Annotated in this window: 24 protein-coding genes and 1 tRNA gene; 6 read left to right on the top strand and 19 right to left on the bottom strand. The window is 56.0% G+C overall.

Going from position 1 to position 20785, the window contains the following annotated elements:
- From HMPREF1147_RS12335 to HMPREF1147_RS09780, 4 genes are all read left to right on the top strand, one after another.
- Positions 1 to 214, top strand: a 214-nt coding sequence (locus tag HMPREF1147_RS12335; protein WP_369791749.1) for a transposase, incomplete at its 5' end; no start/stop codon positions are given.
- A 171-nt stretch (positions 215 to 385) separates the two neighbouring features.
- Entirely contained in the window at positions 386 to 2080 is a 1695-nt protein-coding gene (locus HMPREF1147_RS09790; protein ID WP_009350626.1) for a methyl-accepting chemotaxis protein, read from the top strand.
- A 238-nt stretch (positions 2081 to 2318) separates the two neighbouring features.
- Positions 2319 to 2537 (top strand): heavy-metal-associated domain-containing protein, encoded by a 219-nt coding sequence (locus tag HMPREF1147_RS09785; protein ID WP_009439357.1) that lies wholly within the window; start codon positions 2319 to 2321, stop codon positions 2535 to 2537.
- A 26-nt stretch (positions 2538 to 2563) separates the two neighbouring features.
- Positions 2564 to 4420 carry a heavy metal translocating P-type ATPase gene (locus tag HMPREF1147_RS09780; RefSeq protein WP_009658733.1) on the top strand — a complete coding sequence of 619 codons (1857 nt, stop codon included), beginning with the start codon at positions 2564 to 2566 and terminating at the stop codon, positions 4418 to 4420.
- 65 nt (positions 4421 to 4485) lie between these two features.
- Here the strand turns inward: HMPREF1147_RS09780 and HMPREF1147_RS11735 are convergent, their stop codons facing one another.
- From HMPREF1147_RS11735 to mtaB, 8 genes are all read right to left on the bottom strand, one after another.
- Complete coding sequence (locus tag HMPREF1147_RS11735; RefSeq protein WP_009350622.1) at positions 4486 to 4761, bottom strand: type II toxin-antitoxin system YafQ family toxin; 276 nt, start codon at positions 4759 to 4761, stop codon at positions 4486 to 4488.
- A complete protein-coding gene (locus HMPREF1147_RS09775; RefSeq protein WP_009439382.1) occupies positions 4758 to 5036 on the bottom strand; it encodes a type II toxin-antitoxin system RelB/DinJ family antitoxin in 279 nt (92 codons plus the stop codon). The genes HMPREF1147_RS11735 and HMPREF1147_RS09775 overlap by 4 nt, the downstream gene beginning before the upstream one ends.
- 418 nt (positions 5037 to 5454) lie before the next feature.
- Positions 5455 to 6600: a putative heme d1 biosynthesis radical SAM protein NirJ2 gene (nirJ2, locus tag HMPREF1147_RS09770; RefSeq protein ID WP_232208082.1), complete on the bottom strand. Its 1146-nt coding sequence runs from the start codon at positions 6598 to 6600 to the stop codon at positions 5455 to 5457.
- A gap of 77 nt (positions 6601 to 6677) precedes the next feature.
- Positions 6678 to 7868: a putative heme d1 biosynthesis radical SAM protein NirJ1 gene (gene nirJ1, locus HMPREF1147_RS09765; protein WP_009658738.1), complete on the bottom strand. Its 1191-nt coding sequence runs from the start codon at positions 7866 to 7868 to the stop codon at positions 6678 to 6680.
- Between the two features lie 39 nt (positions 7869 to 7907).
- A complete protein-coding gene (locus tag HMPREF1147_RS09760; protein ID WP_037351424.1) occupies positions 7908 to 8564 on the bottom strand; it encodes a TetR/AcrR family transcriptional regulator in 657 nt (218 codons plus the stop codon).
- A gap of 189 nt (positions 8565 to 8753) precedes the next feature.
- Positions 8754 to 8831 (bottom strand) — tRNA-Arg (locus HMPREF1147_RS09755).
- Positions 8832 to 9005: 174 nt separating this feature from the next.
- Positions 9006 to 9812 (bottom strand): hypothetical protein, encoded by an 807-nt coding sequence (locus HMPREF1147_RS09750; RefSeq protein ID WP_009658739.1) that lies wholly within the window; start codon positions 9810 to 9812, stop codon positions 9006 to 9008.
- Positions 9813 to 9887: 75 nt separating this feature from the next.
- Positions 9888 to 11204, bottom strand: coding sequence for a tRNA (N(6)-L-threonylcarbamoyladenosine(37)-C(2))-methylthiotransferase MtaB (gene mtaB / locus HMPREF1147_RS09745; protein ID WP_037351422.1), 1317 nt, complete (start codon positions 11202 to 11204; stop codon positions 9888 to 9890).
- Positions 11205 to 11339: 135 nt separating this feature from the next.
- On the opposite strand from mtaB, the gene HMPREF1147_RS09740 reads away from it, so the two are divergent.
- Both HMPREF1147_RS09740 and HMPREF1147_RS09735 read left to right on the top strand, forming a co-directional pair.
- A complete protein-coding gene (locus HMPREF1147_RS09740; RefSeq protein WP_009439439.1) occupies positions 11340 to 12164 on the top strand; it encodes a hypothetical protein in 825 nt (274 codons plus the stop codon).
- Positions 12165 to 12177: 13 nt separating this feature from the next.
- Positions 12178 to 12363 carry a YjfB family protein gene (locus tag HMPREF1147_RS09735; protein WP_009350612.1) on the top strand — a complete coding sequence of 62 codons (186 nt, stop codon included), beginning with the start codon at positions 12178 to 12180 and terminating at the stop codon, positions 12361 to 12363.
- A 71-nt stretch (positions 12364 to 12434) separates the two neighbouring features.
- On the opposite strand, the gene HMPREF1147_RS09730 is transcribed toward HMPREF1147_RS09735, so the two are convergent.
- The 11 genes from HMPREF1147_RS09730 to HMPREF1147_RS11955 all read right to left on the bottom strand — a co-directional run.
- Positions 12435 to 12755, bottom strand: a complete 321-nt coding sequence (locus HMPREF1147_RS09730; protein WP_009658737.1) for a type II toxin-antitoxin system RelE/ParE family toxin — start codon at positions 12753 to 12755, stop codon at positions 12435 to 12437.
- A complete protein-coding gene (locus HMPREF1147_RS09725; protein ID WP_009350611.1) occupies positions 12752 to 13072 on the bottom strand; it encodes a type II toxin-antitoxin system Phd/YefM family antitoxin in 321 nt (106 codons plus the stop codon). Before HMPREF1147_RS09725 ends, HMPREF1147_RS09730 begins: the two co-directional genes overlap by 4 nt.
- Before the next feature lie 173 nt (positions 13073 to 13245).
- Positions 13246 to 14334: a 3-phosphoserine/phosphohydroxythreonine transaminase gene (gene serC / locus HMPREF1147_RS09720; protein WP_009658732.1), complete on the bottom strand. Its 1089-nt coding sequence runs from the start codon at positions 14332 to 14334 to the stop codon at positions 13246 to 13248.
- 27 nt (positions 14335 to 14361) lie between these two features.
- Positions 14362 to 15690 (bottom strand): hemolysin family protein, encoded by a 1329-nt coding sequence (locus HMPREF1147_RS09715; RefSeq protein ID WP_009658730.1) that lies wholly within the window; start codon positions 15688 to 15690, stop codon positions 14362 to 14364.
- A gap of 65 nt (positions 15691 to 15755) precedes the next feature.
- On the bottom strand, positions 15756 to 16613 hold the full coding sequence (locus HMPREF1147_RS09710) for a ChbG/HpnK family deacetylase (protein WP_037351420.1): 858 nt from the start codon (positions 16611 to 16613) through the stop codon (positions 15756 to 15758).
- A 198-nt stretch (positions 16614 to 16811) separates the two neighbouring features.
- On the bottom strand, positions 16812 to 17411 hold the full coding sequence (locus tag HMPREF1147_RS09705; RefSeq protein ID WP_009658741.1) for a BsuPI-related putative proteinase inhibitor: 600 nt from the start codon (positions 17409 to 17411) through the stop codon (positions 16812 to 16814).
- Positions 17412 to 17704: 293 nt separating this feature from the next.
- Entirely contained in the window at positions 17705 to 18178 is a 474-nt protein-coding gene (locus HMPREF1147_RS09700) for a hypothetical protein (protein WP_009658743.1), read from the bottom strand.
- 135 nt (positions 18179 to 18313) lie between these two features.
- Positions 18314 to 18751: a hypothetical protein gene (locus HMPREF1147_RS09695; RefSeq protein ID WP_009658740.1), complete on the bottom strand. Its 438-nt coding sequence runs from the start codon at positions 18749 to 18751 to the stop codon at positions 18314 to 18316.
- Between the two features lie 116 nt (positions 18752 to 18867).
- The gene (locus HMPREF1147_RS09690; protein WP_009658735.1) at positions 18868 to 19050 is read right to left on the bottom strand and encodes a hemagglutinin domain protein; all 183 of its coding nucleotides are present in this window, start codon (positions 19048 to 19050) and stop codon (positions 18868 to 18870) included.
- Positions 19051 to 19137: 87 nt separating this feature from the next.
- Complete coding sequence (locus HMPREF1147_RS12075) at positions 19138 to 19581, bottom strand: hypothetical protein (protein WP_037351418.1); 444 nt, start codon at positions 19579 to 19581, stop codon at positions 19138 to 19140.
- A 5-nt stretch (positions 19582 to 19586) separates the two neighbouring features.
- Positions 19587 to 20785 (bottom strand): hemagglutinin domain protein (locus HMPREF1147_RS11955; protein WP_009658731.1); only part of this gene is annotated, 1199 nt, incomplete at its 5' end.

Below are 20785 nucleotides of genomic sequence, written 5' to 3'. Positions count from 1 at the left end.
TCATCCTTATACGCCAAGTGAACGCGGAACTAATGAACGCCAAAACGGCATGGTACGACGCTTTATCCCAAAGGGGACCGATATTGCTTGCCTCACGCCGGACACAATTCAACAGGTAGAGGACTGGATGAATAACCTCCCCAGGAAAATCCTCGGATACGATACACCCAAAGAGCGTTTCGATTCATATGTTGCTCAATTCACTGCCTCGTAACTTTTTCCCTACTTGTCCCACTTGCTATTGCAATTTAGGGTGAAATTTCAATGAAAAATATATTGACAAAACATCTTAAAAGGTACAGAATAACCTAGTATCATGGATTGTATTTTAGGGATTACGGAAAGTGGATCGTACCTCTGGGAAAGGTATTAAGGGGGATTTTTTATGGGAAAACGGCTTCCAATCGGTGCACAACTCAGCGGCCTTTTGGGCAGCGTTATTGCGCTGATGGTTTTGCTTCTCGGCGTCGTTCTATACGAATTTGATACGACGAGCGGTGCTTATCAGCACTTGCTCTCCGTAACGGTAGACAACTCCATCACCTTGCTGCGTGCGGAAGACGACTTCCATCAAGGGCTCAGCGAGCTCCGCTCTTACGTAGTGACAAAAGACAGTGCCGCTGCAAGCCGTACAGAGGACGCATTAAAGAAAGCGGAGGATCAAATCACTCGTTTCTCTGAGAACGCCGTCAATCCGGACAGCAAGCAGCTCGGCCAGCAGCTGCGTACGGGCATACATGAATACAACGAACATACCAAGCGTGTCATTGCGGCGTATCAGAGCGGTGATGCCAACGCCTACGAAGCTGCGCGGAGCGAGCTCTATAAGCAGACAGAGGATGTAAACAGTCTCTTTGAAAAGACCGCCGACGTCCAAAAGCAGGTACGCACCGGTCAGATGGAGGATCTGAACGATAACGCGCACCATATCTTTATCATCGCCCTTGTCGCAAGCCTCGTCGGCATCATCGCCATCATTGCATGCGCGACATGGTACGCGCGCAAACTGGCGCGGCGTCTCATGAACCTGCGCAACGATGTCGGGAAACTCGGCAAGCTCGACCTCTCCTTCCCCGGCACGCGCGCCACATGGAACGATGAGATCGGCGATATGGCGAATGAGCTGATCGATATGAAGAACGCCCTGCATGACATCGTCCGCTCCATTCAAAGCGAGGCGGACGGTCTCTCGAAGGAGAGCGAAGCGCTCTCCGGCTCTGTCCAGTCGCAGATGCAGGTCTCCGAGAGCATCGCGCACACGATCACCGAGGTGGCAGCCGACGCGACGCACAACAACGACAGCATCGGCGAGATCTCGACCGCCATCGAGCAGGTCAGCGCACGAACACAGGAGATGAGCGCGAGCGGCGCCTATGTCACGCAGACTGCGGACGACGCCGTCGCCGATGCCAAGGGCGGCATGAAGTACATTCACGAGCTCGTCCAGCAGAACGAGACGGTCGCCGACTCCATGACGGAAATCTCCCGTGTGTCCGAACAGCTCGTCACAGGATCGGATGCCATCAAGAATGTCGTCACAACCATCCGCGAGATCGCCGGGCAGACCAACCTCCTCGCACTCAACGCCGCCATCGAAGCGGCACGCGCGGGCGAAGCAGGACGCGGCTTTGCCGTGGTCGCCGAGGAAGTGCGCAAGCTCGCCGAGCAGAGTTCCGCCGCGACAAACGAAATCGAGCAGACCATCGGGCGCATGATTGAGAGCATTCAGGTTGCCGCCGGCGCCATCTCGAACGCCGAGGAAAAAGTGGACGCGAGCAAAGAGGTCACTGTCGAAACGGAGAAGAGTTTCAACTCGATTCAAAAGCGTCTCGAGGATGTCCGCGCCAGCATCACGCAGATCAGCAAAGCCGTCGACGAAACGGCGGGCGATATGCAGGCTGTCGTCGGCAATGTCCAAAGCATCGGCACCGTCGCCGAAAAGACAGGGGCGAACGCCGAAAACGTCGCCGCCGCCTCCGAAGAGCAGAGCGCAAGCCTGCACGACGTGAGCGACAGCGCCGAATCCCTTTCGCACACCGCCTCAAAACTCAACGACATCACATCAAAATTCAAACTCTAACAAGAAAAGGTACATCGTATGCCGGGCATCTCCCCGTGCACGATGTACCTTTTTGATATTTATGCCCCTTTATCTCCCTACCTACATGGGCAGTCCCGGCCATTGCCTTATGCGAAAAATAAAATAGGGATTTTTATTTTTCTATGATTTGACGCTTGACATTTCATGCAGCAGGTCTTATAATCAATACAAATGAACATCTATTCATATGTAGCATATGAAGGAAGGGGAAATTACCATGAAAAAGGCATTCAAACTGAGCGAGCTCGACTGCGGACACTGCGCACAGGAGATCGAGGAAGCCGTGGCAAAGCTCGAGGGCGTGAACAAGGTTCGCGTGAACTTTCTCAGCGAGCGTATGACACTCGATGCCGACGACGCGCGTTTTGACGAGATCCTTGGTGAAATCAGGAAGATCATCAAGACGATCGAGCCGGGCGCCACGTTCGAAGGCTGATCTTTTAGTTTAGAAGGAGAAGCAAGATGTCGAAAAAACAGAAGCGGATGCTCTATCGCATCGGCGGTGCGGCGGCACTCTTCATCCCCGGCATGATCCTCGAACACTCCGGGATCGGCATGGCGCTGCTCCTTGCCGCCTATGCACTCATTGGCTGGGACATTCTCTGGCGTGCCGCCGTCAACATCCGGCACGGGCGCGTCTTTGACGAGAACTTCCTCATGTCGATCGCGACCATCGGCGCAATTCTCCTCGGCGACTACTCCGAGGGCGTCGCGGTCATGCTGCTCTATCAGATCGGCGAGTGGTTCCAAGCCTACGCCGTGCAGCGCTCCCGCCGCTCCATCTCCTCGCTCATGGACATTCGTCCCGACACTGCGCGTGTGCTGCGCGGCGGCGAGGAGGAGGAGGTATTCCCGGATGAGGTCGAGGTCGGCGATACGATCCTCGTGCGCCCGGGCGAACGCGTCCCGCTCGACGGCATCATCCGCAAGGGCGAGGGACTGCTTGACACCTCCGCGCTCACAGGCGAATCCATGCCGCGTGAGGCGCATGAGGGCAACGAGATCATCAGCGGCTGCATCAATCAGACGGGCGTCCTCGAGATCGAGGTCACAACGCCGTACGAAGAATCCACCGTCGAGCGCATCCTGTCGCTCGTCGAGGAGGCAACGGACAAAAAGGCCACGACCGAGGCGTTCATCACACGCTTTGCCCGTTGGTACACGCCCGCCGTCGTCATCGGCGCGCTGCTGCTCGCCATCGTCCCGCCGCTCGTGACAGGCGATCCGTTCGCGGGCTGGATCTACCGCGCGCTGACCTTCCTCGTCATCTCGTGCCCGTGCGCACTCGTCATCTCCGTCCCGCTCTCCTTCTTTGCGGGCATCGGCGGCGCGAGCCGCGCCGGCATCCTCATCAAGGGCGGCAACTATCTCGAGGCGCTCGCCAAGGCAGACACTGTCGTCTTTGATAAGACCGGCACGCTCACAAAGGGCAGCTTCAGCGTCACGGACGTTCTGCCCGCGAACGGGTTCTCAAAGGACGAGGTACTCTTTTACGCAGCGAACGCGGAACGCTACTCCACACATCCCATCGGCGTCTCCATCGTGCGCGCCTTCACCTCGGGCGGGCACTCGACGGAGGGGACGGACGTGCACGCCCTCGAGGAAAAGGCGGGGCGCGGCATCTCCGCACACATCAACGGACGCATCATCCTCCTCGGGACGGTGGACTTCCTCAAGGCAAAGAACACCAAGGATATGCCCGCCATCCCGCACGTCGGTGCGGTTTGCCTTGCCATCAACGGACGCTATGCAGGCGTCGTCCACATCGCCGACGAGGTGAAGGATGATGCAAAGGTCGCGGTCAGCGCCCTCAAGGAGCGCGGCATCGGCGAGACCGTCATGCTGACGGGCGACTCGAAGTGGATCGGCACATCGGTCGGCAAATCGCTCGGCATCGACACCATCCACGCCGAACTCCTCCCGCAGGACAAGGTCGCACAGGTCGAAGAACGCCTTGCGGGTCGTAAGGAGGGCGCAACGCTCGCCTACGTTGGCGACGGCATTAACGACGCCCCCGTGCTCGCGCGCGCGGACGTCGGCATCGCGATGGGCGCGCTCGGCTCGGATGCCGCGATTGAGGCGGCGGACGTCGTACTCATGACCGACGAGCCGAAGAAGATCGCAACCGCGATCGACATCGCACGCAAGACCATGCGCATCGCCTGGCAGAACATCATCTTTGCCATCGGCATCAAGGGCATCGTCCTCGTCCTCGGCGCACTCGGCATGGCGGGTCTCTGGGCGGCAATCTTCGCCGACGTCGGCGTCACCGTCCTCGCCATCCTCAACGCCATGCGCGCACTGCATGTGAAAGAATAAATCCAAAAACGAACCCGGCAGCATCGACACCGAATCGTCGATACTGCCGGGTTTTTTCTATCACATTAAAATAAATCAGTATGTGATCCTGTTCTTGTTAGATACAAAATCAGTTCTTTCTCAAGAATCTCATAGACTAAAAGCCAGTCGGGTGTAATATGACATTCCCTACATGACGCATAGTTACCGGTAAGCGCATGGTCTCTGTTCTTTGGTGGAAGCCCCTCACCGTTCGCAAGCTTTTTAATAATCTCAGTCAGGAGATCTATATTGTAACCTCGCTTTTGTATACGTTTCAGATCCTTTTGAAATTTTGTCGTTGGCCGTACGGTATATTTCACGCCAACAGCTCCCGCATCATCTCATCGACATCCGTATACGTTTTTCCGAGAGAGGGATTCTCCTTCATACGTCGAACTTCCTCAATCGCCTCTAGGGTTTCCGCATTCGGCAGAGAATCTCCCACATCGAAGGGGATGCGATACTCGCTCACCGTCTTCCACGCAAAAAGATTAAACGCTGTCGTCATGCTGATACCCATATCGCTGCAAAAATCATTAAACGCCGTTTTCAGATCTCTATCCATGCGAATGCTCACACTCGTCTGCGACACCATGATCACTCCTTCCTTATCATCAGTGTAAAACAGCTTGAAGATACTGTCAACATACAGCTAAAAGCCGCATATTATCCCCTTCGTCCGGAGGACAAACGATGCGGAAGCAGCACGAAACTCCAGCATCATCATCTTTATACGGATAGTAAGTGACGCGGAAGTTTGGATGCAGAACAAGGAACAAGAAAAATCCAAGGGCAGGCGTAGTTAAGACCTACGTCAACTGCAGGATTTTTCGCAGTGACACAGCTATGCGCCAAAATCCCGTGTCACACCTCCCCCTCTATAAGCAACGCTAAGTGACGTGCAAGCTTGGATGTATAGCTAGGCATGAGGAGAATACAAGCGAAGGCGTAGTTAAAAGCTACGTCGAGCGCAGTATTCGACGAATAACGACGCTAGACGCCAAGATCGCACGTCACGCCTCTCCGCGGCGACCATGGTACAGACACCACGGCTCCTCCGCCATATAATCCCCGCCGTGATAATACGCGGCGCGGGCGCGGCATCCGCCGCAGGATTTCTTATAGCTGCAGGAGCCGCATCCGCCGCCGTAGTCGAGTGTGCGGAGCTTTTGGAACACTTCGTTCTTTGCCCAGATCTCATCGAACGGGGTCTCGCGCACGTCGCCGAGTTCACGGTTGAGATAGGCACAGGGCTGCACCTTGCCGCGCGGACTGATGATGCAGTACGTCAGTCCCGCCAGACACCCGCGCGTGAAGCGCGTCGGCGTGCCGATCTGATCCGCGATGCGCAGGAACTGCGGCGCGCAGGTCGGTTTCAACTCGATGTCCACGGTTTCCTGTTTTTTCATGATGCGCGTGAGGACGTCCTCGTACGCCTCGGCGCGCAGCGACTCCTCCTCGATGGTCTCGGCGCGTCCTGTCGGCACGAGGAAGAAGAAATGATGCGCCTTCGCACCGATCTCGACGGCAAAATCCGTCATCGCCTCGAGTTCATGCTGGTTCCAGTCCATGACCGTTGTGTGGATCTGAAACGGCAGTCCGACCGCGCGGCAGTTCTCCATGCCGCGCACCGCACCCGTCCAGCCGCCCGGATACGAGCGGAACGTGTCGTGCTTCTGCGGGTCGAGCGAGTCGAGCGAGATACCCATGCCGCACGCGCCCGCGTCCTTGAGCGCCTGTGCCATCGTGCGGTCGATCAGCGTGCCGTTCGTGCCAAAGACGGGGATCAGCCCCAGTCCGCGCGCGTAAGCGACCAGCTCGATGATGTCGGGGCGCGTCAGCGGCTCGCCGCCCGAAAAGATCATGATGCGAAAGCCCGCCTTTGCGATCTCGCGCAGAAGCTTCTTTGCCTCCTCGGTGGAAAGTTCCTCCTCCGCACGGCAGCCCGCGTCGCGGTAGCAGTGCGCGCAGTACATATTGCACGCGTTCGTCGTGTTCCACGAGATAATCTTCACTCCGCCGCCCGCAACACCCTGCGGATGTCCGCCCGGTCGACCGCCGGGATGTCCCGCTCCGTGCGGGTGTCCCCCGGGGTGCCCGCACGGATGCCCCGGAGCGTGCGGATGACCCGACCCATGAGGATGATGCACCGCAGGCATGCCCGGATGTGCGCTCCCCCCGTGTGGACAGAACACCTCTTTGCACACTGCGGATGCCGCACACGCCTCCGGCGCGCTCACAGAGCCGCCTCCCGAAGACCGATCTCCTCATCCGTCAGATAGCAGGACGGATCGGACTCCCAAAAGTCTCCCGTCCGCGCCTCGGCGCGCGTGCGGAAATTCCCGTTGCACCAACTGAGATATTGGCATTTCGAGCAGCGCCCCTTCAGCAGCGGCTTCCTGTCCTTCAGCCCCGCGAGAATCGGGTGCGTCATATCCTGCCAGATCTCGCCGAACGGTCGATCGCGCACGTTGCCGAAGGTATGATGCTGCGTGAACTGATCAGGATGCACATAGCCGAGCGGATCGACCTCACCGAACGCGATGCCCGAGCGGTTGCCGCCGTTCGCCCCGATGAGCCTGCGGATCTGCTCGGCGCCGGCGTCGTTGCCCTCCGCGAGCGCCTTGATATACATATAGACCCCATCGCAGTGGTTGTCGACGGTCAGAATCTCCTTTTTGAGTCCGCGCTCTTCAAAATCCTTTGTCCGCGCGATGATCGTGTCCATCGCGCGGCGCGACTGCTCCGCCGTCACGTCCTCATCCATCATCTGACCGCCGCGCCCGGAGTAAACGAGATGATAGAAGCAGACGCGGTTGATGCCCTTTTCCTCGATGAAGTCAAAGATTTTATCGAGCTCCATGATGTTGTGGTGGTTGATGGTAAAGCGCAGCCCCACGCGCTGCCCGACCGCGACGCAGTTCTCGATGCCCTCCATCGCGCGCCGGTACGCGCCCTCGACGCCGCGGAACATATCGTTCACATCCGCGAGCCCGTCGAGCGAGATACCGACGTAGCCGACGCCGAGATCCTTGATGCGCTGCGCGACCTCGCGTGTGATGAGCGTCCCGTTCGTCGAGAGCGTCGGCCGCACGCCCTTGTCGCGCGCATACGCCGCCAGCTCGAAAAAATCCGGACGGATCAGCGGCTCGCCGCCCGAAAAGAGCAATACGGGCACGCGAAAATCCGCAAGCCCGTCGATGAAGCGTTTCGCCTCCTCCGTCGTGAGCTCTCCCGCGTATTTCTGCCCGTCCGATTCCATATAGCAGTGGCGGCAGCGCAGATTGCAGGTGCGCGTCGAGTTCCAGACGACGACGGGTCCCATGCCCTCCGCCGCGCCGTTCCTCATGCGGTGCGCGTTATGCCCGTAGCGCAGCGCATCGCCGTAGTGCTCGTCCATAAAAAGTAATTTCGTTACGCTGATCATGTGGAGCCCCTATCCTAAAATACAATACACAGAACTAGGTTATGCCTCATTGCTCGCCCGGATGCCGTCGAGCAAGAGCTTTGTCTTGAGCGCGATATTTTCTTGAAACGAGAGATCGAGCCGGCTAAACGCCGCCGCCTGATAGAGCGAGTGGAACATCTCCGCGATGAGATCCACGGGCACGTCGCGGCGAATCTCGCCCGCCGCCTGCCCCTGCGCGATGATCTCCGTAAAGATCTGCTTGATCTGCGGTGTCATACGTCCGCCGCCGGGATGCCCCCCTTGGTGCGGATGCGGCGCGTCCACGGTCTCCGCACCTCCATGCCCCCCCGTCTCCGTATCCTGGGGTCCCGCATGTCTGGATGCCGCGAGGAACAACGGCATCACAAAGCGATTTTCATCGAGGAACTTTGCCGTCACACGCGCACCGACCTCAAGGAGCTCGAGCGCAGTGCGATCCGCCGCCCGCGCCTCGGTGAGCGCCATACGGATGGCATCGCCGAGCCGGCTAAGAAGCGAGAACAGGAGATCTTCCTTCGACGTAAAATAATTGTAAAACGTCCCGATCCCGAGATCCGCTGTCCTCATGATGTCCGCAACCGACGTATCCTTGTAGCCGTTCTTCGAGAACTCGCTGACCGCCGCCTCGAGAATCATCCTGCGCGACTGCATCTTCTTGCGCTCGCGCCGTCCCATCATCGTCTCCAACAAAAGTCCACCCTTTCTTCAAATCCTTACATGCGTATTATATAGGAAAAAACTTCGTTTGAAAAGCAAAAAATGAATCCCATTCATATTTTCATTCTCAATTAGTCGATTGAAACAGCCAAATCCAAGGCAACAAAAAAACGCCGACCAAAGTCGACGTCCATACGTTCATCAAAATGGTGACCCAGGAGGGATTCGAACCCCCGACCCTTTGATTCGTAGTCAAATACTCTAATCCAGCTGAGCTACTGAGTCACGTTGTCTTGCGACGGTGATTATATTAGCATCTTTAGAAGAACGTGTCAAGGGAAAATTTTTCATACAGGCACCGCCGCATCCTCTTGCAGGTACCGGAATCAAGCGTTCCACACATCCTACACCGCGGCTTCGTTCCCATGCGGACGGATTGGTGACGAGACAGGGGAGGTTCTATCGCCCGTCTCCTCCGCTGCGAAAAAATGCCAACGTCCGATAAACACTCTCCAAGTCGCTCCCCGTATGGCGCAGGAATATTTTCAGAACCAGATAGAGCGCATCCAGCCTGCCGAAATACGCAAATGCCCGTGCGGCATAGTGCGGCTGTCTGCCGGCATAAGTGCGGAACGCCGTTTCCGCAAGGCGATTGGCATCCGCACCGGCTTCCTTGAAGATGCTCTGCACAAAGAGCAGCACGTCGCGCAGGATACGTTTTTCACGCGGAAGCCCTATAAGGATCCCGTCCTCAAAATCAATCAGCATCACGCGCGTGCCGTCCCACATCATATCCTTGAGCGCAGGACGCCCGTGGTGCAGTCCCAAAGCATGCAAATGCGCCAAATCTTCCGCGCCGGAAGCCAGCATCGCTTCCTTCTGCGAGAACGGCACATCCGCTCTCCCCACGAGTTCCGATACCCGTGCGCCGCAGTCGGCAAGCGCCAGCCAGCCGTCCCCGGAGGCATATACTTCCGGCACCCCGACACCGCGCCGCGCGAGCCGCTCCAGACGTCCCGTCTCAAAATGCAGTGCCTTTTTCCCATTTGGATTTACCCCCGGCTGCAAAATTCCAAGTCCCAGCACGAGGCATGCGCAGCGCGCGAACCGCAGCCAACGCTCGTTGCGCACGGACTCTGTCTGTTTGCCCCAGATTTTTCGCCCTTCGTATATAAACCAGAAAATGCGCTTCTCCGGGTGTTTTTTTAACTCTTCGCCGATGCGTATGTTCAGGTCTCTCATCTCTCCTGCCTCATTGATACGCATCTCCATCACTTCCTTATGCTGCCGACAGACTTTCCGGAGGAGGAATCACGCCGTATTGCCCAACAGCGTGCCCCGTTACGCCGGTTCTCCCCACACACCGTCACGAAAAAGGCGCGTCAGCCGCACGGAAACAAGGTCGCCGCGCGTGACGGGAGCATCGGTGTAGACGCGGATATAGGTGTCCGTGAGCCCGTCCGTAACGCCGTGCGCCGTCGTTTCAAATAGGACATCCGTGACCGTGCCGAGCGCTGCCCGGTGATAGCCTACAGCGAGTTCCTCAGCGAGCGCCTGCATCCGCGCCGCGCGTTCCTTGCGTATGGGCGCGGGCACTTGATCGGGACGCCGTGCGGCGGGCGTTCCCCTCCGCGCGGAGTACGGGAACACATGCATCCGCGCAAAGCCCATCCGACGCACGAAATCAAGACTCTCCTCGAACTGTGCCTCCGTCTCGCCCGGGAATCCCACGATGATGTCCGTCGAGACCGCAACGCCCGGCACGGCGCGGCGTACATCCTCGATGAGACGTGCGAACGCCGCCGTATCATAGTGGCGGTTCATCGCGGTAAGAACGCCGTCGCTCCCCGCCTGGAGTGGCAGATGCAGGTGCGCTGCAAAGCGCGGCTCGGTGCGGATGAGCTCGAGCAGATCGTTCGACAGCTCGACCGACTCGAGTGAACCGAGCCTCAGGCGCCTCAGCTCCGGCAAAGAGAGTGCGGTACGGCAGGCATCGGCAAGCGTCGGGCGCCCGGGGAGGTCGATGCCGTACGCGCCGAGGTGAATGCCCGTGAGGACGATCTCATGGAATCCTGCCGCTGCGATCCGCTCCGTTTCGCGCCGCACGGCGGCGAGCTCACGCGATTTGACAGGGCCGCGCGCATAGGGAATGATGCAGAACGTGCAGAAATTTTGACAGCCGTCCTCGATCTTGAGAAATGCACGCGTGCGCTGCGGCATGTGCGCGAGCGGGATATCCTCGAACGTCCGCGCCTGCATGATGTCCGTGATCTGCCCCGAGATGCCGCTCTCCGCGCGCATTGCCTCCTCCACATAGTCGACGATCTGTGCGCGTTCCTTCGTCCCGATGACGACGCGCACACCCTCGAGTGCGCGAATCTCCTCTGGCGCGACCTGCGCATAGCAGCCGCAGACCGCGATACAGGCGCGCGGATTCGTCCGTGCCGCGCGGCGGATGATCTGGCGCGACTTGCGGTCGCTCAGATGCGTCACTGAGCAGGTATTGACGACATAGACATCTGCGGATTCCTCGAACGGCACGACATCGTAGCCGCGCGCGCGGAACAGTCCCTCCATGGTTTCCGTTTCAAATTGATTGACCTTGCAGCCGAGCGTCATGAATGCAACTGCGCTCAAGACGCACCTCCTCCCGTTCATTATATTACTATTGTACCACAAAGCCGCTATGAACAATAAATTTTTTCTTTCCAAAGTGATGACATTTCCTAAAAATGCGATATAATAAGTACAAGAAATTGTTCCCATGCCATAGACCACGGAGGGGGGATATTTATGGCGAGCATTTCACAGATGACCGGAGCGGCACGCTCCATCTATTCGTCGCTTTACAGCAATAGCTCACGCATGGACGCGACCGCCGCGCTCTTCGGAGGGAATACGAAGCGCGGATCGTCGAGTCTGTTTTCCGCGCAGTACCGCGCGCAGGATTCGAGCGCACAGGAACTGAACTCGATTTTTTCGATCGCAAATCAAGCGGCACAGCTCCGCAAATCCTATGCCGAGAGCAGTTCGAAGTTCTACAAGGAATACGATTCGAACATGAAGGATCTGCGCAAATCTGCGGGCACGGTCAAGACAATGAGCTACGAACTTGACAGCTCCGATATCAGGGCGAACGCAGACGGCTCCAAGACCTACAGCGACCGCCTGAAAACAGCGATTGGGAATGTCAAAGACCTCGTCGCGCAGTACAACGAGACGAACGCGTTTCTCGCGGAGAATAAATCGGCAGGTCCCGGCGTACAGCGCCTCGCTGCCGATTTCTCGGATACGACGTACAAGGCGGATTCCTATGCCAAGATGGGCATTACCGTCAACGCAAAGACGGGGCAAATGACGGTGAATGAAAATCAGCTCGCGCGCGCACTTACGAGTTCGCCGGCACAGTCAGAGGCGATCCTCGGAAAGGACGGTCTCGCCGGACGCGCAGATCGTCATGCACAGCTCGCACAGAGTTCGCGCAGCCGCGTGCTGCCGACCATGCAGGAATCCATCGGCAAGCAGCTCAGCTATGCGGAAGGACTGCTCACAGGCGGCTCGCTCAGTACGATGTCGCGCTACTCGAACATGCTGAACCTGTTCAGCATCTATGTATAAGGAGAAATAGGGAATGGATCTCACAATGGATATTGCACAGATGTCGGTCAATATGCATCAACAGCAGGACATGCAGAGTCTCGGCATTGCCGTCGCCAAGATGGCGATGAACGCGAGCGACGACGCGCTCGAACTCCTTGAGGAGACCACGGCAAGCGTCGATCCGAACCTCGGCAATGTCGTCGACGTGTCTGCCTAAGGATCATATTTGACGAAACAATGCAAGCAAAAATCCCCAACCGCCGCGTACGGTTGGGGATTTTTTATGGATCATTTCGAGATGTGGCCCTGTGCCGTCTGATAAACAAGATCGTCCGCCCGTATGCCGATCACGATGATCACCATCCGCTTCTCCGTGCGCAGCAGGCGATAAACAATGCGAAGACCTTGCCCTCTGAGCTTGATTTTAAGCAGTCCCGCAAGCGCGGTGCCGGCGACATTCCCGAGTGGCTTCCCGTAGCCGCCCTCCGTGTTCGGCAGCGGATTTTGTCGTACCTTTTCAATTGCCTTGACGGCGATCTGCCGTTGACTGCCGTCAAGACGCGCGAGATCGTCGGCGGCTTCCGGCAGAAAATCCACCGCCCATTTCATTCGAATACAACCTCGTCGCCGTCCTCACATGCCGCAGGCGACATCCCCATATTTTTGCAGACCTCTTCGAACGGGATACACTTCTTTGCATCGAAGTCGCGCAGTCGCTCCGCTGCGAGCCGGGCGAGCTGCATCTCGTGCAGTTCCTCGCGCATCTCTTCATATTGCTGCGGAGAAAGCAGCACGCATTCCGGCGCATTGTTCTTGATCACGACCGCCATACCCGACCGCTTGACTTCGGAAAAGATTTGTCCCGCCTTCCCGCGGTTGAACGCGGTGATGGGCACGGTCTTATTGAGCGGTGCCGCTTTTGCCATGCGATCCCTTCTTTCCTAGGGATATTATATCAAAAAGCAGCGAATATATCAACAAATTCATCGATATTCTGCTCGCTAAACAGACGCGCCCCGCATTTTCCCAAACCGAAAACAAAAAAGCTGCCCGATGCGCATTCACCGGCGATTGCGGGGGCAGCTATTTTAATGTCTCTTTACCGATTCTTCTTTCGGAACTCCTCCATAAATGCGGCAAGTTTTTCGACGCCTGCAAGCGGCATGGCGTTGTAGATGGAGGCGCGCATCCCGCCGACGCTGCGGTGTCCTTTGAGCCCCGCGAGCCCACGCTCCTTGGCTTCGGCGACGAATTGCTCCTCGAGCGTGGGACTGCCGAGCCGGAACGTGACGTTCATGCGCGAGCGGCTTCCCTCTGCCGCGTGCCCGCGATAGAACCCGTCCGAGCCGTCGATGACGCCATAGAGGAGCGCGGCTTTTTCCGCATTGCGCCGCCCCATCTCGGCAAGTCCGCCCTGCGCCTTGATCCACGCGGCGACCTTGCCGACCATGTAGATGGCGAAAACGGGCGGCGTGTTGTAGAGCGAGTCGTTCTTTTGAAACGTGCTGTAGCGCAGCATCGTCGGCAGCTCGGCGGGACTGGTTTCGAGGAGTGACTTTTTCGCGACGTTCAGCACGACGCCCGCAGGGCCGAGATTTTTCTGTACGCCCGCATAGATGAAGTCGTAGCGCGCAAAATCCCACGGGCGCGAGAGGATGTCCGAGGACATATCGGCAAAGAGAGGGATTCCGTTCGTCTCGGGCGTATAGTGATACTCCGTGCCGTAGATCGTGTTGTTGAGACAGATGTGGAGATAGGCAGCATTCGGCGCGATATTCAGCTCCTCCTGCGCGGGCACGCGCGCATAATCCTCCTCCTTCGTCGAGGCGGCGACCGTGCCGACATCGAGCCGCACCGCCTCCTCATACGCCTTCTCCGCAAACGATCCGGAGAGTGCGTAGCTGCCGGGATGCGCCACCGAGGCAAAATTCAGCGGGATGAGCGCAAAGGTCTGGCTCGCTCCGCCCGCGGTAAATACAATGTCATAATCCGCGCCAAGCCCCATCAACTCGAGAATGTCCGCCTTTGCCCGCGCGTGTACCTCTTCGTACGCAGGCGCACGGTGACTGATCTCAAGGATGGACATGCCCGTCCCGCGAAAATCCGGCAGTTCCTCCTGCACCTCGCGCAGTACCTCTTCGGGCAGAACGGCGGGACCGGGGTTAAAATTATAAATGCGTTCGTTCAAAATATTTCCTCCTCGCTTATCCGTGCTTCACTCCGGATCGTCCGCATCGCCCGCGCACTCCACGCGCGTCATGCGGATCTCGGCGACGCGCGCACGATCCATCCGCCGCACCTCGAATGTAAATCCGTTCCAATCACATGTCTCACCGACGGCAGGAATGCGCCCGATCTGCGCGGTGACGAATCCGCCGAGCGTCTGAAAATGGTCGTGATCCTCGTCGGGAAGCTCTTCGATGCCGAACTCCTCCTTGAACTCGTCGATCGGATACAGCCCGTCAAAGATCCAGCTCGCCCGCTCTTCCTCACTCATGCGAGCGCCCGTCGGCGCATCGCCGTCCTCGCTGCCGATGATCTCCTCCATGATGTCGTCCATCGTGATGAATCCGACCACGCCGCCGTACTCGTCGAGCACGACCGCCTCGTGGATGTCGCCGCTGCGGAACTTCTCGAGGACGCGCAGTCCCTCCATCGTGCGCGGCACAAAGAGCGGCTTTTTGATGTAGTCGGCAGGGTCGATGCTCTTGCCGTCGAGCATCGCGTCAAGAAGCTCCTTTGCATAGATCACGCCGCGAAAATCGTCCAGGTTCTCATACGCAACCGGGAACACGTCGTGCGGCGTCCTGCGGATAATGCGCAGCTGCTCACGCCGCGGCTCCGCCAAATCGATCCACGCGATACGTGTGCGCGGCGTCATGAGTGCGGACGCAGTCTGATCGCTCATGTGGAAAATACGATCCACCATGTCCTGCTCCGCCTTCTCGAACGTGCCGTCCTCCGTCCCCTGCTCCATGAGATCCTTCACCGCATCCTCCGTCGCAGCGGCGCGATCCTGCGGACTGATGCCAAAGAGCAGCAGGAGCCCGCGCGAAACCGACACGAGCGCCGCGCTCGGCAGCGACGTGAGCCGCGTCAAAAGGCGGATGCTGCGGTGACTGCGCAGGAGAATGTCCTCCGGGCGGCGCAGCGCGATCTCCTTGGGCAAAAAATCGCCAAAGAGCAGCGTCAGCGCGGTCATGACGACGATGCTCAGCACGAGCGCTGCAGCAAAGACCTCCATCCCCGGCAAGAGATGTGCGAGGAATCGCCCGAACGCTGGCGCAACGAGCAGTCCCATACCAAGCCCGATGAGGAGACTCATGCAGGTCACGCCCGCCTGCGCCATCGCGATGGGCTTTTCCGGATGCTCGAGCAGCGCGAGCGCCGCCGCCGCATCGGGATTGCCGTCGAGCGACAGCTTTTCGAGACGTCCGCGGTGCGAGCCCGTCAGCGCCGTCTCGATCTGCGAAAAATACGCGTTCGCCGACAGACACACAACGAGCAATACGAAACAGACAAGATCCGAAGCAGAACTATCCAAGAGGAAGCCATCTCCTTTGATCGAGAAGAAATATCCTTGTTGTCACAGCGGCTGCGCGCCGTGCTTCATGCACTCTCCCCGCCCATAAACACACGAAAATTCACCGGCTCCGCCCCCGCCGCGCGGAATGCGTCGTGCACCTCCGGTGCGCAGACGGCGCGCAGCTCCGCCTCGAAGTCGTGATCCCAGAGGCACGCGGGGATGAGAACGGCATTGTCCGTGCCGGGATGCATCATGACCTCGGTCACGCCGTCCACAGATGCGCGTACAATCTCTGTGAGAACGCGCGTATCCACAGCCTCGCCCGCGACGATGCCGGCGAAGCGATCGGGCGTCCGTATTCCGCGCCGACGCGCCATGACAGCCGCGCGGCGCGCGAGCACCGACAGCCCCGCGCGCCCGACGAGCTGCCCGACGCCGCCGAACGCCCCCGCAAAGAGCGGTGCACGCGGCGCTCGCATCGCAGGTATCGCGGCGGCGGTGCAGAGGTCGAGCACGATGTCTATAACGCCCGGCAGGACGTGCATGTGCTGATGACTGTCCGCGTGCGTCGGTCGGATGCCCGCCGTCTCCACACGACGCAGCTGCGCCGCGAGCTCGGCGCGCACCTCATCAAGATTGACCTGCCCGCGCAGGAGACGCACGGCAAAGGCGTTGTGATCGTCATAGAAGACGCCCTCTGCCATCACGAGCGAGGGGATCTCTGCGGGCGGCAGGACGGGAGTACCGTTGACGAGCGTCAGGTGGATGCCGACGCCGAGCGCGGGGATCCGCTGTGCAAGCAAGACCGCATCGTCAAACGCCGCGCCGCCCGGCATCAAGGTCGCCGAGCGCAGCACACCGCCATGTACGCCGCGCTCCACCGCGCGGTTGATCAGTACATGCCGACCAAAATCGTCCGCATTGACAATGATCCGCTTCAAAACTCTCTGCACCGCCGTTTCCTTCCCCGTGTTTCAGCAAAATTACCGTTTATTATACCGCAGAGCGCCGCTCCCGTCCACCCATCGCGCCGTTTCCATGCACAGGAGCGCATCCGGGGGCATTTTTATGCACACGCGATTATATCCGGTCGACGGAGCATCGTCATGTATTCGCAGGCAGCCTGTCGCTCCGAACCTTTACCATCGCGACCAAGCTCCGCTGCCGAAGATGATCCCTCCCGTGATCGACGCGCCGCGCGTGCCGCCGCTCACCGCATCCGGCACCTCTGCCGACACATAGACGCCCGTATCCGTCAGACCTGCGACAGCGAGCACTGCCTTGTCGCGAAGCTCCCGATACGTCTTGCGGTCAATTTCCGCCGAAAACTCCTGCGACGCCCCCGGCTCAATGGCAAACGTCTGGAATGCCTGCGTAAACGCCATCGTATTTGACCAGCGCCAAATCTCCTTCCCCTTTGCATCAAGCAGCGCAAAATCATAATCCTGCCCCGTCGGATGCTCGACCATATAGAGGCTCTCCCCCTCGTTGTGCACCTTGAGTTTCAGCAGCAGCCGCCCGCCTTTTTCCTCAACGGTCAGCTCCTCGGAAACATCATGCACGCGTACGCCCGCATAAGAGGTGCGCTGCAGCCGCGCCCCTCCGTGATGTCCCGCCGGGAACGTAATGCCGATACCGCCCCCAATCCCCGCCTCAGCCGGATGCACAGCAAACGTCGAAGGTATGGTGATTAACGACGCAATCAGTGCAATGCCGAATCTTTTTTTCGTTATTTTCATAGGACAATCCTTTCTGCGTACAAAAATTGGATATGCTTATTAAATTCGACGACGCAGAGAAATTTACCTTTTTGATATGCAGAGGATCTGCCGTGCGCTTTTATATAAGGAATTTACACACTTTACTTGACAAACCTATTTTTTTGTCAAAGATTCTCCCGAGCTCGTTCAGTGCATTGCTTGTGTCTCTGCTAAGGTCTGAAATGTCTTGATTCGGGTTTTCGCGCACGTCAATACTGCCCGGCACGCTGCCGTACCGGGACAGGAAAATAGTTTTTAGGACTGAAGCGGTATCAATCGGATATTCCTTGCGCCTTCAAGAACGCCGCCGTTATATCCTCTTGCAGCTGATATCCAACCGTAAGAAAATCTTTGAGTTCTTTGTAATTACGAAAGACAGGCATCGAGTATGTTTTTTCCGGTTTGAACAGAAAACGCTCTAAATTGATAAGTCGATCACCGGCATAATACTTCTTGTCTCTCCTAGCATACCACATCAGATCAATCATACCGTATTTTGTATCTATGTGATACCAAAACTCATAAATCCCGTGCTTGTTTGTTGAGCGAAAGAAATTTTCACTCTTCCAAAACTTTACATTTTGATACCCCACCTCCGAAAGAATCTCTAGTACGCGTTTGTTGTCATAGTTCTCAAAGCTGTTCTTTGCACCAATAGCATATGGTATGCAGAGTGCCTGGTAGCGCTCCACAAAGTTGATGCTGCTCAAAATATCTCTCATTTCGTTATCCGAAATTCGTTCCATAATCTATTCCTCCCGAAATCGGAGTGGATTTTCCCTTTGCTGTAGGAAGCGCTGTTCTCTATATTGATATCTGTGCCAATCGATGATCACAGGATGAATTTTACAAGCCAACCTGCATGATAAGGCGACGATTATTTATGTCATCTTCATGCGTGAATACGATCTCGTCCACTGCAATGTTTCGTCTGTAAGATATACATCTTCCGGGAAAAAATGCGCATGATCCAAAAACAAATTGTAATCTACACGCACCATAGTTTTCTTCCCAAATTTCCAATAGTCTTTGATATAAATCAAATCCTTAGAATGATTGTCCCAAAAGATTAGCACTTGTTTCAATTTACTTCTATATTTCTCAATTTGCTCTTCGTGGATAAACGTCGGAGACTTTAAACAGTCCCACAAATATCCCGTACAGCACAAGCCGTCAGAAAATTCTTCTAGTGTTTCAATTCGTTCTATATAGTATTTAGAGTATGTATTGATATATTTATCAATATATTTCCTTCGATATTCATCTACTTGGCTCTGATTCAGTATTTGCATGTGTTTTTTAAAATTTTCCAGTTCCATATGGTCTGACTACCTCCTGTATTCTTATCATACCCTTTTTCCCGGTTGCTGTAACATAATTAATATGTGGATATGAATGGTGACTATTAAACCCTTCTGGATGTGCCCCTCTGCCCTTAGCTCACGATTTGTGCCGTGCCGGGGTCATGCTTGGCAATTTTGTCGATTTCCTTGATCACGGCTTCGTTCAGTCCCGCACCTACGGCACCCGAAGTGAAGCCCGCGCCCGTGACACTGCTCATGATGCCGCCGATGGCTGCGTGAACAAGGATCTTTCTGCCGCTCCCGTCGTCTTTCATGTTATGGGCGAGTCGGTATGCCTCTTCGCCGAAGACGGCGGCGAGCTCCTGCTGCTCTTCGATCGTCTTTTTGTCGAAGAATAAATCCTATTTAGAAAGAATTAAATATAACTCATAGATAAGTAATCCTGCTCCGACAAGCATCCATATAGCACCAATTATCCATAGAGATGCACCTCTGTCTATAAACATCTTGAAAGGGTAGATTTGTTTATCTTTCTCAGGCAACCTATCTACAGTTTCACTATTTAGGTATTTCATATATTTTCGGCAAGGATATGAACACATAAAAACTGACATTCCCATAATAATAATAACAATAGATTGTCCTATGTCTGTATGAATAAAATCACTTGATATATCAAGTGTATTTAAAAACATAGGAATGATTATTAATATGGGCAACAAAACTATTCCGAGTATACATTTAAAAAAATATATGCTCGCTTGATTTTTTTTGTATTTATCAAAAGCATCAAGTAAGACAATGATCATTAGTATCTGTAACGATATACATAGTAGTGGAAACATAAGCGTTACTCCTGATCATCTTTTTGGGAGTGTTCTTCCTTTTTTTCTTCATCTGTTTTTATCTTAAATTGCTCTTTTCGGACATAGTCTTTTATATAAGCTCCCGCAGTCCCTCCAACAATTCCACCGGTGTAACCTCCAACAAGTGCGCCAACACTGGCTCCAGTAATACCACCAAGTATTCCACCTGCTCCCCCGCCTACAACAGTTCCCTCGGGACCAACTATGGTTCCGGCAGCTCCACCAGTTAATACTCCGGAGCCTCCACCAACCAATCCGCCGATATATGTACCGACGTATGTTCCGGCAGCTCCGCCAGCTAGCCCGCTACCCAAGGGAATTAGATCCGATATCCAAGCCTTTGCTAAATCTCCGCCACTATATTTCTGATAATCTTCATGAAAATCTGTGATAGAAAAGATTGATCCGGACACACCGCCGGCTCTACCAAACCACCTGAAGCCTGTCTGTGCGGTTGATGGAATATACCCATGATCTCCAAGATAGCTATATTTTAATGATTCTGTTCCTGAGACAATATTTTGCAACGCCTCCTTCCCTAAAACTGGGTCATCGTTTTTAGAGCCTGTAGATAATGTTGGCGGCAATATAAAACTTGCTGTCCCATCTAATTCATATAGGGGGTTTCGATATTTCCTAAGGAATTTATATTCGTACCATAGGCGTGTGATTTTACTGCCATCGAAGGGGAAGTTTTCTATATCCTGCTTGAGCTCCGCTCTTTGCTTATCATAAATCTTAGTCCAAAATGCAATAACGGCTGCTTTTTCTTCTTCTGTTTTTGCTGCTGCCAGTTCCCTCCGCATACGGTTGTACTGATTTACAAGAAGATAGTTCCACTTCGTCCCGCTTGCCGCTGCACTCGCACCCGCCGCTGCGTTCCCGCCGGCCGCCTTGGCTGCCGCCGCACCGACGATAGCGCTCACGATTTGTGCCGCGCCCGGGTCATGCTTGGCAATCTTATCGATTTCCTTGATCACGGCTTCGTTCAGTCCCGCTCCTACAGCACCCGAAGTGAAGCCCGCGCCCGTGATGCTGCTCATGATGCCGCCGATGGCTGCGTGAACAAGGATCTTTCTGCCGCTCCCGTCGTCTTTCATGTTATGGGCGAGTCGGTATGCCTCTTCGCCGAAGACGGCGGCAAGTTCCTGCTGCTCTTCTATTTTCTTTTTGTCAAAGATTC

Origin of the sequence: Selenomonas sp. FOBRC9, from assembly GCF_000287655.1 — a bacterium.
Classification (GTDB): domain Bacteria; phylum Bacillota; class Negativicutes; order Selenomonadales; family Selenomonadaceae; genus Centipeda; species Centipeda artemidis.
This window is presented reverse-complemented; position numbering and strand designations above follow the sequence as displayed.